Raw genomic sequence first — 12,750 nt, forward strand, 5'->3', positions numbered from 1 at the left:
GCCACAGCTTGTCGTGATCCGTGACACGCGCATTGAAGCGACGTGACGTTTGGTCGATCGGTTACAAGATTTGGCAGCTAAGGCTTCGCGCTTCCGCAAAGGGGATGCTGTAACAATACAGTTGCGCTGCTGATCAGGTGGCTACTCCGCTGTCGAATGACAAGCCCACTCGGCGCGTATCCGGGCAATCGCTCGCGTTTTCGCGCCGGATACGTCCAGATTCGCCCGATTGGGCAGAAAACATTCTGCCGAAGAGCCAGCTTATGATGGTACGGTCGATGATGTCTCCAGCCGACCTCCGCACAGACCCCGGTGCTGCAAGCAGCTTGGCACCGCAGCAGGACGTTGTGGCGGAAGAAAATATCAGCCTTCGGCTTCTGCTCGCGCAGGCCGCGATCGATGCCCAGAGTTTGCTGACCGCGGCCGGCATTGACGCCAGGGAGCGCGAAGCGGCCGACAAGCTGCAGAAGGTGATCCTCGAGGAGCTGCACCACCGCATCAAGAACACGATCGCAACCGTCGGTGCCATTGTCTCCCAGAGTCTGAGCAATCTGGAAGGGGTCGAACATGCGCAGCACGCCATCCAGGGCAGGTTGCTGGCGCTCGGGCGGGCGCACGATCTCCTGCTGCAGGCAAGATGGAGCAGCGCGGATCTCGGCACGGTGGTCCGCGGCGCCACCGAAGCCTTCGACAATCCGGATGAGCCGAAATTCTCGATTTCGGGACCCGGTATTCGCATGACATCGGGCGCCGTCATCGCCATCGCAATGACGCTCAACGAGCTCTGCACGAACACCACGAAGTTCGGCGCCCTGTCCGCCCCACAGGGGCGGATCGACATCAGTTGGACGCTGGATCAACCAACACAGCGCCTGCATCTGACATGGACCGAGAAGAACGGTCCGGCAGTCCACCCTCCGGAACGGCGCAGCTTCGGAACACGGTTGATCGAAACGCTCGGCAGGCAGCTGCGCGGCGACGTGCGGCTAAGCTATGAGCCGACCGGTTTCGTGTACACATTCGACGCACCATTGGCTTCTCTTACTTCGTCGACTGCATAGCCGACATCCCGAACTCACGCCAAAGTCTGGATATCGCCCTCGATTGCGAATTGAGTCGACTACCGGACGTAAGGGGTATCTACTGCGGTCATCACTGCTCCGCGCACATCAATGATTGGCTGACATCTCCCGGCCTGCGAACGCCGAGCTAACTGCCAATCTTGAGGAGAAAGCCCCAGTACGGGGCCGACTGAAGCCGCCATTCTTCCGATGCCACTGGGGCATGGCCTCCGGTCGCCTCCCACCAAGCGACGGCTTCGACATTGCTTTCAACTGTGCTTCAGGAACAGGCGACCGTGGTGAACGTTGTCGAGGTACAGATATTCGCGCGCGCAATCCGATCTGCTCGTGCCCGGTGATTTGTGGCCTTGGTGCTCGTTATTCAACCCTTTGCCTCCCATATACAAATCAATCCTCGTCAGCCATCGAGATGGGTCGGAATGCGCGGAGACCTCCAAAGAAAGGGCCCGCCATGTTCAAGTCTCAGCAGTACCGCGCCAAGGCAGCCGCATACGGCGAACTGATCAAGCGTTCGAGCAGTCAGGGCGAAAGCCACAAGTTTCAAGAGCAGCAAGATCGCCTCGCTTCGCTCGCGGATAACGAGCAAGGACTGGCGGACAATTTCGACGACGCAATAAACGTTGCGGAGCAGGACCGCTCTCGCGGCGCCGCCCTCGCCGCCGAAGAGGAGTACGTTCTGCGGTGTCTCGGCGCGGCCATTATCATGCAATGGAACGTCCTGCCGAAGGCGCTGCAGCGGGAAATCTTCGACACCGCCGGATCGGTCGGAAAACTGTTGGAGACGTCGGCGCTCCGCGGGCAGATCGCGCGCTTCCTGCACAAGCACAAGGATGATGCCGGTCGCGACAAGGTTCTGGAGGCGCGTCAGGACGCGAGATCGGGCGCTGCGGCTTTGTCGCGATGGGACAATGAAGGAGGTGCAGTCCCCGATGGACTGCCGATGTGAGCCAACTACGACAACAGGAGATTCGCCATGTCACTTACCCAATTTTGCGTCGATGACGCACACCACAGCATGGACGGGTTGCGACTTCTCGCCCGTGATGGAAATGAATGGGTCGAGGCATTCATCGGCCGCAAGGTGATGGACGTCTGGGCCGAGTCTGTCGAGCGCCGCGGCGGACATCAAAGCCTGTTCCGCGATCAATACAACGCACTCGGCAGGCTGAACCTGGCGGCGATCGAGCGGATCGTCAGTGCGAAATACCAACGCGGTGCTGCGTTCAACCGCCAGCATCCCTATGTCGAGGTGCTGTTCTCGGATATCACCGACAGCGGGGAGACCTTGAATCTGAGCGGGCTCGTGCGCGAGACCCTGCCGCCCGCGTTTCACCGGCTGAGTTGAGATCGACCCAGGAGGAATTCCCATGACGAAGAAATCCCTGCTCTCTATTGACGAACCCGAGCTGAAGAAGCCGCTGCGCGCCGACCGGCCTCCTACCGAAGGTTTCGTGATTATCGTCGACAAACAATTCAAGTCGGAGTTCGACAGCGCCGAGGCTGCTGAAACCTCTGGCCGACAATTGAAGGCGGCGTATCCGATGCTTCAGATTGAAATCTACGACGCCACCAGCAAGGCCCGTACTTTGCTGAGCTGACAGGCATGGCTGCCGGGCAGCCTATTCCACGCCCGCTTCCTGCGGCGTGAACTCGTACACCGACGAGCAGAACTCGCAGGTCACGACGACCTTGCCGTCCTTGACCATCTCGGCGCGATCGTTCGGCGCAAAGCTCTTCAGCATCGACGACACCGCATCGCGCGAGCAGGAGCACTGCGCGCGCAGCGGTTGCGGGTTGAAGACGCGCACGCCGCGCTCGTGGAACAGGCGGTACAGCAGCCGCTCGCCGGAGAGATCGGGATCGATCAGCTCGACATCCTCGACGGTGGAGATCAGCGACTGTCCTTCGATCCAGGCATCGTCATCCGGCACCGAATGCGTGGCCGTGCCCTCCGGCGCGTCGCCGGGATGCAGATCGGCCTGCTTGGCGCGTTCGGGTGCCTTGGGCAGGAACTGCAGCAGGATGCCGCCGGCGCGCCAATGCAGCTTGCCGCCTTCGCCGCCGCGCATCTCTTCGCCGACCGCTAGACGCACCCGGGTCGGAATCTGCTCGGAGCGCAGGAAATATTCGTGGGCCGCCTCTTCCAGGCCATCGCCGTCGAGCGCGACCAGGCCCTGGTAGCGGCTGGTGTTGGAGCCCTGATCGATCGTCATCGCAAGGTGGCCCTTGCCGAGCAACTCACCCGAGGTCTGCCCCTCCTTGAGGCGCGCCGCATCGTAGCGCGCATAGGCACGCAGCCGGTCGGGCGCCTGGAAGTCGACGATCAGGAGCGAGACCGGGCCTTCTGTCCGGGTCTGCAGGATGAAGCGGCCCTCGAACTTGACCGACGAGCCGAGCAGCGTCGTCAGCACGATGGCCTCGCCGAGCAGCTTGCCGACCGCGGGCGGATAATCGTGCTTGTGCAGGATCTCGTCGAGCGCGGGGCCGAGCCGGGTCAGCCGGCCGCGCAGGTCCAGCGCGCCGACCTCGAAGGCCAGCACGGCATCGTCGACAGGAACTGCCGAGGGCGCGCGAACTGGCGTCTCGGGCTCGATTTTGATGTCAGGGGATTGAGAAACCATGGCGCTCTATCTGGGGTCTCGGACCGCAAAACGAAAGGGGTTCACTCAAACGAGAGATCGTCGTCCCGGCGAAGGCCGGGACCCATAACCACAGGATTTTGTCGCGACACAAGGCGTCTCCCCTTGTGGCTCTTTCACGGGCCGCGGCGTATGGGTCCCGGCCTTCGCCGGGACGACAACGCCTTAGCGACCGACGCCTACGCGACTTCGTTAAAGCACCAGGCCAGAATGCCCTTCTGCGCATGCAGGCGGTTTTCCGCCTCGTCGAACACCACGGATTGCGGGCCGTCGATCACCTCGTCGGTGACCTCCTCGCCGCGATGCGCGGGCAGGCAGTGCATGAACAGTGCGTCCGGCTTGGCAAGCGACATCAGCTTGGCGTTCACCTGATAGGGCTTCAGCACGTTGTGGCGGTGCTCGCCCTCCTTGTCGCCCATCGACACCCAGGTGTCGGTGACGACGCAGTCGGCGCCGCGCACGGCGGCTTCCGGATCGGTGCCGAGCACGATCGGCGCGCCGGTGGCCTTGATCCAGTCCCGCATCGGCTTCTTCGGCGAGAGCTCCGGCGGGGTCGCGACGTTGAGGTTGAACTTGAACCGCTCGGCCGCGTGCGCCCAGGAGGCCAGCACGTTGTTGTCGTCGCCGGTCCAGGCCACCGTCTTGCCTTCGATCGAGCCACGGTTTTCCTCATAGGTCATGAGGTCGGCCATCACCTGGCAGGGATGCGAACGCCGGGTCAGGCCGTTGATGACGGGAACGGTGGCGTGCGCGGCGAGCTCGAGCAGCGCGTCATGGTTGAGGATGCGGATCATGATCGCATCGACATAGCGCGACAGCACGCGCGCGGTGTCGGCGATGGTCTCGCCGCGGCCGAGCTGCATCTCGGCGCCGGTCAGCATGATGGATTCACCGCCGAGCTGGCGCATGCCGACGTCGAACGACACCCTGGTGCGGGTCGAGGGGCGCTCGAAGATCATCGCCAGCGTCTTGCCTTCGAGCGGCTTCCTGCCCTTCTCGTGCGCCTTCAGCTTCGCCTTCATGGCGGCGCCGGCTTCGAGCATGTTGCGCAGCTCGCCGAGCGGCAGCTCGTTGATGTCGAGGAAGTGACGGACCGGCTTGCTCATTATCCAGCCGCCTTCTTCGGCTGCGGCGCCGATAGCACGGAGCAGGCGCGCTCGAGCGCCGTGATCGACTGGTCGATCTCGGCCTCGGTGACGATCAGGGGCGCCAGGAACCGCACCACATTGTCGCCGGCGCCGACGGTGAGCAGCTTCTCGTTGCGCAGCGCGGCGATCAGATCGCCCGACGGCACCACCGCCTTGACGCCGATCAACAGGCCCTCGCCGCGCACCTCCGACAGCACGCCGGGATAGCGGTCGACCACGGAAGCGAGCTTCTGCTTGAGCAGCAGCGACATCTTCTGCACGTGCTCGAAGAAGCCGGGTTTAAGCATGACATCGAGCACGGCATTGGCGGCGGCGACCGCGAGCGGATTGCCGCCGAAAGTCGAGCCGTGCGAGCCCGGCGCCATGCCGGCCGCAGCCTGCGCGGTCGCCAGCACCGCGCCGATCGGGAATCCGCCGCCGAGCGCCTTGGCCAGCGACATCACGTCCGGCGTGACGCCAGTACGCTTGTAGGCGAACAGCTCGCCGGTGCGGCCCATGCCGGTCTGCACCTCGTCGAATGCGAGCAGCAGGCCGTGCTCGTCGCACAACGCGCGCAGCGCCTTGAAGAATGCCTGCGGCGCCGAGCGCACGCCGCCCTCGCCCTGCACCGGCTCGATCAGGATGCCGGCGGTATGCGGGCCGATCGCCTTCTTCACCGCCTCGATGTCGCCGTGCGGCACCTGGTCGAAACCGTCCATCGGCGGGCCGAAGCCTTCGAGATACTTCGCCGAGCCGGTCGCAGCCAGCGTGCCCAGCGTGCGGCCATGGAAGGCGCCCTCGAAGGTGATGATGCGGTAGCGCTCGGGATGGCCCTTGGAGAAGTGGTGGTGGCGGACCAGCTTGATCACGCCCTCCATCGCCTCGGCGCCGGAATTGCAGAAGAACACGAAGTCGGCAAAGCTCTGCTCGCACAGCCGCGCGGCCAGCACCTCGCCGTCCGGGCTCTTGAACAGGTTCGACATGTGCCAGAGCTTGGTCGCCTGTTCCTGCAGCGCCTTGACCAGATGCGGATGTGCATGCCCGAGCGCGTTCACCGCAACACCCGAGGTGAAATCGAGATAGCGGTCGCCGTTGGTTGCGATCAGCCAGGCGCCTTCACCGCGCTCGAAGCCGAGATCGACCCGGGCGAAGACGGGGAGCAGATGCGACGAGGCGTTGGTCATGGCGTTCACTGCCGGTTTTGAAGCCGTCAATTGCCGCGCGCCTTGACGCCAACGCAGCAACCGCCAGCTTCGGAAAACAAAACGGCCGCCTTTGCGGGCGGCACGTGCGGGGCATTCTAAGCGGCAGCCGGTCAGTGTCAATCGCCGGCAGCCGGCCTTTGCCGGCCTTCCTGCAATGCGAAACCAGCGCAATCCGGAGCATTCCGGTGCGGTGGAAAAGCCTCACTGCAATGCTTAACTGTGTGGGAACATGTGGACGCACGGCCGCGGACTCTTGCGCCAGAGTCACGCCATATTGTAGCGTTTGGCCTGTCGGGTACGACATCTCGTGCGGCAGTACTGGACCCTCTAAGTAGCCTTCGTTCTCGCGTAAACGTTCGGGCGCAACACCGTGCCCGGCGAGGGCTAAGGGATTCTGGCCGCAGGGATATTTGTCCAGATTGGCTCGCAGCGCCGCTCCGTCGATTTGGCCGGCGCCATGCGAAAGGAAGAATGCGATGACTGTATTGACCTGGTCCGACGATCGCGTCGAGCAGCTGAAGAAGCTCTGGGAATCCGGCCTCTCGGCCAGCCAGATCGCGGCGGAACTTGGCAATGTGACGCGAAATGCCGTGATCGGCAAAGTGCATCGGCTCGGTCTCTCCGGCCGCGCCAAGGCCCCTTCCACGGCTGCGCCGCGGCAGCGCAAGGCCCGCCCCGCCCAGCACATGATGCGGGTGGCGCGCCCGGTCTCGCGCGGCAACACCGCCCTCGCGCACGCTTTCGAGGTCGAGATGGAGCCCGATCCGATCTCCTTCGACAACGTGGTGCCGATGAGCCAGCGGCTGTCGCTGCTCGAGCTCAACGAGGCCACCTGCCACTGGCCGGTCGGCGATCCCTCGAGCCCGGAATTCTTCTTCTGCGGCGGCAAGGCGCTCGCCGGCCTGCCCTATTGCGCGCATCACTCGCGCGTCGCCTACCAGCCCGCCGCCGATCGTCGTCGGCCCTCGGCGAAGCCACAGATCAAGTAGCACTCGGGAAACTGCCTGGACTGCAAAAACAAATCCCCGCGAAAGCGGGGATTTTTTTGTGTGATCTGTACGAAGCCCAGATGCAGCGAAGCGAAATCCGGGACGGCGTGTTGCGGCTTGTGATCGCCGCGCAGCCTTACGGCTGCGGCTCCGCCTTTGCGAAGCGATCGTCGAGCGCATAGCCGGCGCCGCGCACGGTGCGGATCGGATCCTGCTCGCGGCCGGGATTGAGCAGCTTGCGCAGGCGGCCGATATGCACGTCGACGGTACGCTCATCGATGTAGATGTCACGGCCCCAGACGCTGTCCAGCAGCTGCTCGCGGCTGAACACGCGGCCGGGATGCTCGAGGAAGAATTCGAGCAGCCGATACTCGGTCGGACCGAGATCGATCGGACGTCCCGAGCGCGCCACGCGGCGCTTCTCGCGATCGAGCTCGATGTCGCCATAGGTCAGCACGGTCGCAAGCCGCTCCGGGCTCGCGCGGCGCAGCAGGCCCTTCACCCGTGCCAGCAGTTCCGGCACCGAGAACGGCTTGACGATGTAGTCGTCGGCGCCGGTGGCAAGGCCGCGCACGCGCTCGCTCTCCTCGCCGCGCGCGGTCAGCATGATGATCGGAAGCTGCTTGGTCTCCGGCCGCGCCCGCAAGCGGCGGCACAGCTCGATGCCGGACAGGCCCGGCAGCATCCAGTCCAGTACCACGAGGTCGGGGATGCGCTCCTTCAGGCGGGTATCGGCATCGTCGCCGCGCCCGACCGTTTCGACATCGTAGCCTTCCGCATCGAGGTTGTAGCGCAACAGTGTCGTCAGCGCTTCCTCGTCTTCGACTACCAGAATGCGTGCGCTCATCGGTTTAAGTTCTCTCTCTGTGGTGATCCGTTGCCCAGACGCAAACCGAAACGCTTACTTTCCTGAGCATAATCCCCGCGGAAACGACTTGTCGTGAAGACAATCCGGCTCCGCGCTTGCGGATCATGTCCTAGGTACCCGGCACCGTGGTGGCAAAGTTGGTCATGTCGCCCTTCGGGCGCTTGTCGGTGATCTGCTGGCCCTCGATCATGTAGAACACGGTCTCGGCGATGTTGGTGGCGTGATCGCCGATCCGCTCGATGTTCTTGGCGCAGAACATCAGATGGATGCAGAACGAGATGTTGCGCGGATCCTCCATCATGTAGGTCAGCAGCTCGCGGAACAGCGAGGTGCAGATCGCATCGACCTCCTCGTCGCCCTTCCAGACGTTCATCGCCGCCGGCAGATCGTGCGCGGCATAGGCGTCGAGCACCGACTTGACCTGCGACAGCACGAGGTCGGTCATGTGCTCCAGGCCGCGGATCAGCTTCAGCGGCTGGAAATCGCTCTCCAGCGCCGCGACGCGCTTGCCCATGTTCTTGGCGAGGTCGCCGATCCGCTCGAGGTCGGTCGCGACGCGCATTGCGCTGACGATTTCGCGCAGGTCGATCGCCATCGGCTGGCGGCGGGCGATCGTCAGCACGGCGCGCTCTTCGATGACGCGCTGCAGATTGTCGATCTCGATGTCGGCGGCGACCACGCGCGTGCCGAGCGCGACGTCGCGACGGATCAGCGCGTCGACCGACTCGGTGATCATCCGCTCGACGAGGCCGCCCATCTCGGCGACCAGGCGGGTCAACTCCTGCAGGTCGCTGTCGAATGCCTTGGCGGTATGTTCGGAAGCCATCATCTCTCTCCTCAGCCCGGTCAACCGAACCGGCCGGTGATGTAGTCCTGGGTGCGTCGATCGCTCGGCGAGGTGAAGATCTTGTTGGTGTCGTCGAACTCGATCAGCTCACCGAGATACATGAAGGCGGTCTTGTCGGAGACGCGCGCCGCCTGCTGCATGTTGTGGGTGACGATCGCGATCGTGTAGTCCTCGGACAGCTCCTGGATCAGCTCCTCGACCTTGGCGGTCGAGATCGGATCGAGCGCCGAGCACGGCTCGTCGAACAGGATCACCTCGGGACGCACCGCCACGGTGCGCGCGATGCACAGGCGCTGCTGCTGGCCACCCGAGAGCGACAGGCCGGAGGCGTTCAGCTTGTCCTTGACCTCGTTCCACAGCGCGCCGCCGCGCAGCGCCTTCTCGACCCGGTCGTCCATCTCGGACTTCGAGATCTTCTCGTAGAGGCGGATGCCGAAGGCGATGTTCTCGTAGATCGTCATCGGGAACGGCGTCGGCTTCTGGAACACCATGCCGACCCGCGCGCGCAGCAGATTGAGGTCGAGCTTGGGATCGAGAATGTTGGTCTGGTCCAGCATCAGCTGGCCGACCGCACGCTGGCCCGGATAGAGATCATACATCCGGTTGAAGATGCGCAGCAGGGTCGACTTGCCGCAGCCCGACGGGCCGATGAACGCCGTGACGCGGTTGGTGCCGAGCGTCAGGTTGATGTTCTTCAGCGCGTGGTGCTCGCCGTAATAGAAATTGAGGTTGCGCACCGTGACTTTCGGCGGCGCTTCCGGCAGCGGCACCTGCGGAACGTGGCTCGCGGCAGTCGTGGAGACGGAAAGCTCAGTCATTTTGCGGCCCTTTCGGCACCAAGGATGCGCGCGCCGATGTTCAGCGCGAGCACGGTGAAGGTGATGAGCAGCGCACCGCTCCACGCCAGCTCTTTCCAGTAGGCGTAGGGGCTTTGCACGAAGTTGTTGATGGTCACCGGCAGGTTGGCCATCGTCTTGGTCAGATCCAGGCTGAAGAACTGGTTCGACAGCGCGGTGAACAGCAGCGGCGCGGTCTCGCCGGCGACACGGGCGGTCGCCAGCAGCACGCCGGTGATCAAACCGCTACGCGCGGCACGATAAGCGATCCGCTTGATCACCAGCGAACGCGGCAGGCCGAGCGCGGAGGCCGCCTCGCGCAGCGGGTTGGGCACCAGCAGCAGCATGTCCTCGGTGGTGCGCAGCACGACCGGGATCACGATCACGGCGAGCGCGAGACTGCCGGCGATCGCCGAGAAACCGCGCATCGGCACCACCACCGCACCGTAAATAAACAGGCCGATGATGATCGAGGGCGCGCTGAGCAGGATGTCGTTGATGAAGCGGATCACCGAGGTGAGCTTGTCGTGCTTGCCGTACTCGGCGAGGTAGGTGCCGGCGAACAGGCCGAGCGGCGCGCCGATGCCGACGCCGATCACCGTCATGATGACGGAACCGACGATGGCGTTGAGCAGACCGCCATCGGTCGAGCCTGGCGGCGGCGTGTTCTGCGTGAACAGCTGCACGCTGAGGCCGGTAACGCCGTTGTAGAGCAGCGTGATCAGGATCAGTGCCAGCCAGGTGACGCCGAACAGCGCCGCACCGACGCAGAGTGCGCGAATGACGATGTCGCTGCGGCGGCGGGATTTGTAGATCGGGTTCATGGCGCTATTTTCCCGCTTTCGTTTCAAGTCGCATCAGCATCAGCCGGGCGCCGGCGAGCACGAAGAAGGTCAGCACGAACAGCAGGAGGCCGAGCAGGATCAGGCCGGACTGGTGCAGGCCGTCGCTCTCGGCGAATTCGCTGGCGATCGCCGCCGAGATCGTAGTGCCCGGCGCGAAGATCGACGACGAGATGCGGAACGAGTTGCCGATGATGAAGGTCACCGCCATGGTCTCGCCGAGCGCGCGGCCGAGCGCCAGCATGATGCCGCCGATCACGCCGACCCGGGTGTAGGGGATCACGACGCTGCGGACGACTTCCCAGGTGGTGCAGCCCATGCCGTAGGCGGCCTCCTTCAGCACCGGCGGCACGGTCTTGAACACGTCGACCGAGATCGCGGTGATGAAGGGCAGCACCATGATGGCGAGGATCAGCGCGGCGTTGAACAGGCTGAGGTAGGACGGCGGACCGGCGAACACCGCACCCAGCACCGGGACGCCCTCGAAGATCCGGATCATGAAGGGCTGGAACGTGTTGGCCAGGAACGGGCCCAGCACGAAGAAGCCCCACATGCCGTAGATGATCGAGGGGATGCCGGCGAGCAGCTCGATGGCGATGCCGATCGGGCGGCGCAGCATTTGCGGGCAGAGCTCGGTGAGGAAGATGGCGATGCCGATGCCGACCGGAATGGCGATCAACATCGCGATGACCGAGGTGATCAGCGTGCCGTAGATCGGGCCGAGCGCGCCGAGCACCGGCGGATCGGCCGAGGGCGCCCAGCGCTGCGTCCAGAGGAAGGCGAAGCCGTATTCCTTCATCGCCGGCCAGGCGCCGGCGATCAGCGACAGGATGATGCCGCCGAGGATCAACAGGACCGAGATCGCCGAGATACGGGTGATCCAATAGAAGGTGAGATCACCGAGCTTGAAGGCGCTGAGGGCCTTGGCGCGATCGTAAGGTCCCGCGGCTTCCATCACATCGCTCTGAACAGCCATGTCTGCCACGCCAATCCCCTCATTACTATGTGAAAGCCACGCAAACCGCTACGCCCCGAAGCGATCTTCACCGACGCATTTGGCCGGGCGTCGTTCCGGCTTGCGCCACCCGGGGCGCGCCCCGGCCCCGCCCCGCGTTTCTTGCCGCGGTGATGGAGCCAGGTTCTCAATCGGTCGACCTGTACCGCCCTTGGGAAACGGTACAGGCCGTGTTCGAAAACGTCGGACTTAGCTCTTGATGTCCGAGGACCAGGTCTTCTCGATCAGCTTGACGACCGATTCCGGCATCGGGATGTAGTCGAGCTCTTCGGCCGCCTTGCCACCCTTCTCGAAGGCGTACTTGAAGAACTTGAGCGCTTCCTGCGAGGCCGCCTTGTCGGTCGAATCCTTGTGCATCAGGATGAAGGTCGCCGCGGTGATCGGCCAGGAGGCTTCGCCCGGCTGGTCGGTCAGGATCACATAGTAGCCGGGAGCCTTGGACCAGTCGGCGTTCGACGCCGCGGCCTGGAAGGCCGCAATGGTCGGCTGCACGGTCTTGCCGGCCTTGTTGACCAGCGCGGTGTAGGTCAGCTTGTTCTGCTTGGCATAGGCGTATTCGACATAGCCGATCGCGTTCTTGGTCTGGCTGATGTTGCCGGCAACGCCTTCGTTGCCCTTGGCGCCGACGCCGACCGGCCACTCGACCGCGGTGCCGGAACCGACCTTGGACTTCCAGTCGGCGTTCGACTTGGAGAGGTAGTCAGTGAAGTTGAAGGTGGTGCCCGAACCGTCCGAACGGCGCACGACGGTGATCGCGTCGGCCGGCAGGGTCAGCTTCGGATTGAGCTTGGCGATCGCGGCGTCATTCCACTTGGTGATCTTGCCGAGATAGATGTCGCCGAGCACTTCGCCGGATAGCACGAGGTCGCCCGACTTGATGCCTTCGACGTTCACGACCGGAACGATGGCGCCCATCACCATCGGCCACTGGACGAGGCCGTCCTTCTCGAGCTGCTCGGCCTTGAGCGGCGCGTCGGTCGCACCGAAGGTCACGGTCTTGGCCTGGATCTGCTTGATGCCGGCGCCGGAACCGATCGACTGATAGTTCAGGCCGTTGCCGGTGTCCTTCTTGTAGGCGTCAGCCCACTTCGAATAGATCGGGAACGGAAACGTTGCGCCTGCGCCGGTAATATCGGCAGCGAAGGCTGACGTCGAAGCGGCCACCATGCCGGCAACGACGATTGCTTTGATGAAATTCATGGGGTGGTCTCCATCTTGTGAGCGAAGCGCCAATTGCGCCCGATCGCGCCCACGCCGGTCCATCTAGGAGCGGTCGGTGCTGCTTTTACGAAGGTTGGAT

Annotated in this window: 14 protein-coding genes; 5 read left to right on the forward strand and 9 right to left on the reverse strand. The window is 63.9% G+C overall.

What is annotated here, in order from left to right; translation table 11 throughout:
- The first annotated feature begins 281 nt into the window (after positions 1-281).
- The 4 genes from CO675_RS21375 to CO675_RS21390 all read left to right on the forward strand — a co-directional run bounded on the left by CO675_RS21375 (position 282) and on the right by CO675_RS21390 (position 2,680).
- A complete protein-coding gene (locus CO675_RS21375) occupies positions 282-1,061 on the forward strand; it encodes a sensor histidine kinase (protein WP_097673897.1) in 780 nt (259 codons plus the stop codon).
- A 472-nt stretch (positions 1,062-1,533) separates the two neighbouring features.
- Complete coding sequence (locus CO675_RS21380; RefSeq protein ID WP_097673831.1) at positions 1,534-2,028, forward strand: hypothetical protein; 495 nt, start codon at positions 1,534-1,536, stop codon at positions 2,026-2,028.
- A 27-nt stretch (positions 2,029-2,055) separates the two neighbouring features.
- Positions 2,056-2,427 (forward strand): signal transduction histidine kinase, encoded by a 372-nt coding sequence (locus CO675_RS21385; protein ID WP_097673832.1) that lies wholly within the window; start codon positions 2,056-2,058, stop codon positions 2,425-2,427.
- A 22-nt stretch (positions 2,428-2,449) separates the two neighbouring features.
- Positions 2,450-2,680, forward strand: coding sequence for a hypothetical protein (locus CO675_RS21390; protein WP_097673833.1), 231 nt, complete (start codon positions 2,450-2,452; stop codon positions 2,678-2,680).
- Between the two features lie 21 nt (positions 2,681-2,701).
- Here the strand turns inward: CO675_RS21390 and CO675_RS21395 are convergent, their stop codons facing one another.
- The 3 genes from CO675_RS21395 to CO675_RS21405 form a co-directional block, all read right to left on the reverse strand.
- Positions 2,702-3,703 carry an Hsp33 family molecular chaperone gene (locus CO675_RS21395; RefSeq protein ID WP_097673834.1) on the reverse strand — a complete coding sequence of 334 codons (1,002 nt, stop codon included), beginning with the start codon at positions 3,701-3,703 and terminating at the stop codon, positions 2,702-2,704.
- 197 nt (positions 3,704-3,900) lie between these two features.
- Entirely contained in the window at positions 3,901-4,827 is a 927-nt protein-coding gene (gene argF, locus CO675_RS21400; protein ID WP_097673835.1) for an ornithine carbamoyltransferase, read from the reverse strand.
- A complete protein-coding gene (locus CO675_RS21405) occupies positions 4,827-6,032 on the reverse strand; it encodes an aspartate aminotransferase family protein (RefSeq protein WP_176533930.1) in 1,206 nt (401 codons plus the stop codon). The genes argF and CO675_RS21405 overlap by 1 nt, the downstream gene beginning before the upstream one ends.
- A 497-nt stretch (positions 6,033-6,529) precedes the next feature.
- Here CO675_RS21405 and CO675_RS21410 point away from each other — a divergent pair, with 497 nt between their 5' ends.
- On the forward strand, positions 6,530-7,042 hold the full coding sequence (locus CO675_RS21410) for a GcrA family cell cycle regulator (protein WP_021076557.1): 513 nt from the start codon (positions 6,530-6,532) through the stop codon (positions 7,040-7,042).
- Between the two features lie 136 nt (positions 7,043-7,178).
- Here the strand turns inward: CO675_RS21410 and phoB are convergent, their stop codons facing one another.
- The 6 genes from phoB to pstS all read right to left on the reverse strand — a co-directional run bounded on the left by phoB (position 7,179) and on the right by pstS (position 12,650).
- A complete protein-coding gene (phoB, locus tag CO675_RS21415) occupies positions 7,179-7,889 on the reverse strand; it encodes a phosphate regulon transcriptional regulator PhoB (protein WP_029079895.1) in 711 nt (236 codons plus the stop codon).
- Positions 7,890-8,019: 130 nt separating this feature from the next.
- Positions 8,020-8,736, reverse strand: a complete 717-nt coding sequence (gene phoU / locus CO675_RS21420; protein ID WP_097673898.1) for a phosphate signaling complex protein PhoU — start codon at positions 8,734-8,736, stop codon at positions 8,020-8,022.
- A gap of 20 nt (positions 8,737-8,756) precedes the next feature.
- Positions 8,757-9,575 (reverse strand): phosphate ABC transporter ATP-binding protein PstB, encoded by an 819-nt coding sequence (gene pstB, locus CO675_RS21425; protein ID WP_050403108.1) that lies wholly within the window; start codon positions 9,573-9,575, stop codon positions 8,757-8,759.
- Positions 9,572-10,417, reverse strand: a complete 846-nt coding sequence (gene pstA, locus CO675_RS21430; protein ID WP_097673837.1) for a phosphate ABC transporter permease PstA — start codon at positions 10,415-10,417, stop codon at positions 9,572-9,574. Before pstA ends, pstB begins: the two co-directional genes overlap by 4 nt.
- A gap of 4 nt (positions 10,418-10,421) precedes the next feature.
- A complete protein-coding gene (gene pstC, locus CO675_RS21435) occupies positions 10,422-11,411 on the reverse strand; it encodes a phosphate ABC transporter permease subunit PstC (protein ID WP_198964684.1) in 990 nt (329 codons plus the stop codon).
- Between the two features lie 228 nt (positions 11,412-11,639).
- Positions 11,640-12,650, reverse strand: a complete 1,011-nt coding sequence (gene pstS / locus CO675_RS21440) for a phosphate ABC transporter substrate-binding protein PstS (RefSeq protein WP_097673839.1) — start codon at positions 12,648-12,650, stop codon at positions 11,640-11,642.
- Between the last annotated feature and the right edge of the window lie 100 nt (positions 12,651-12,750).

Source organism: Bradyrhizobium sp. C9 (assembly GCF_002532045.1).
In the GTDB taxonomy this organism is placed as follows: Bacteria; Pseudomonadota; Alphaproteobacteria; order Rhizobiales; family Xanthobacteraceae; genus Bradyrhizobium.

Coding starts and splice junctions, on each gene's coding strand:
- pstA (WP_097673837.1), bottom strand. CDS start 10,417: ATGAACCCGATCTACAAATCCCGCCGCCGCAGCGACATCGTCATTCGC.
- CO675_RS21405 (WP_176533930.1), bottom strand. CDS start 6,032: ATGACCAACGCCTCGTCGCATCTGCTCCCCGTCTTCGCCCGGGTCGAT.
- argF (WP_097673835.1), bottom strand. CDS start 4,827: ATGAGCAAGCCGGTCCGTCACTTCCTCGACATCAACGAGCTGCCGCTC.
- CO675_RS21385 (WP_097673832.1), top strand. CDS start 2,056: ATGTCACTTACCCAATTTTGCGTCGATGACGCACACCACAGCATGGAC.
- pstS (WP_097673839.1), bottom strand. CDS start 12,650: ATGAATTTCATCAAAGCAATCGTCGTTGCCGGCATGGTGGCCGCTTCG.
- CO675_RS21375 (WP_097673897.1), top strand. CDS start 282: ATGTCTCCAGCCGACCTCCGCACAGACCCCGGTGCTGCAAGCAGCTTG.
- phoU (WP_097673898.1), bottom strand. CDS start 8,736: ATGGCTTCCGAACATACCGCCAAGGCATTCGACAGCGACCTGCAGGAG.
- pstB (WP_050403108.1), bottom strand. CDS start 9,575: ATGACTGAGCTTTCCGTCTCCACGACTGCCGCGAGCCACGTTCCGCAG.
- pstC (WP_198964684.1), bottom strand. CDS start 11,411: ATGGCTGTTCAGAGCGATGTGATGGAAGCCGCGGGACCTTACGATCGC.
- CO675_RS21390 (WP_097673833.1), top strand. CDS start 2,450: ATGACGAAGAAATCCCTGCTCTCTATTGACGAACCCGAGCTGAAGAAG.
- CO675_RS21380 (WP_097673831.1), top strand. CDS start 1,534: ATGTTCAAGTCTCAGCAGTACCGCGCCAAGGCAGCCGCATACGGCGAA.
- CO675_RS21410 (WP_021076557.1), top strand. CDS start 6,530: ATGACTGTATTGACCTGGTCCGACGATCGCGTCGAGCAGCTGAAGAAG.
- CO675_RS21395 (WP_097673834.1), bottom strand. CDS start 3,703: ATGGTTTCTCAATCCCCTGACATCAAAATCGAGCCCGAGACGCCAGTT.
- phoB (WP_029079895.1), bottom strand. CDS start 7,889: ATGAGCGCACGCATTCTGGTAGTCGAAGACGAGGAAGCGCTGACGACA.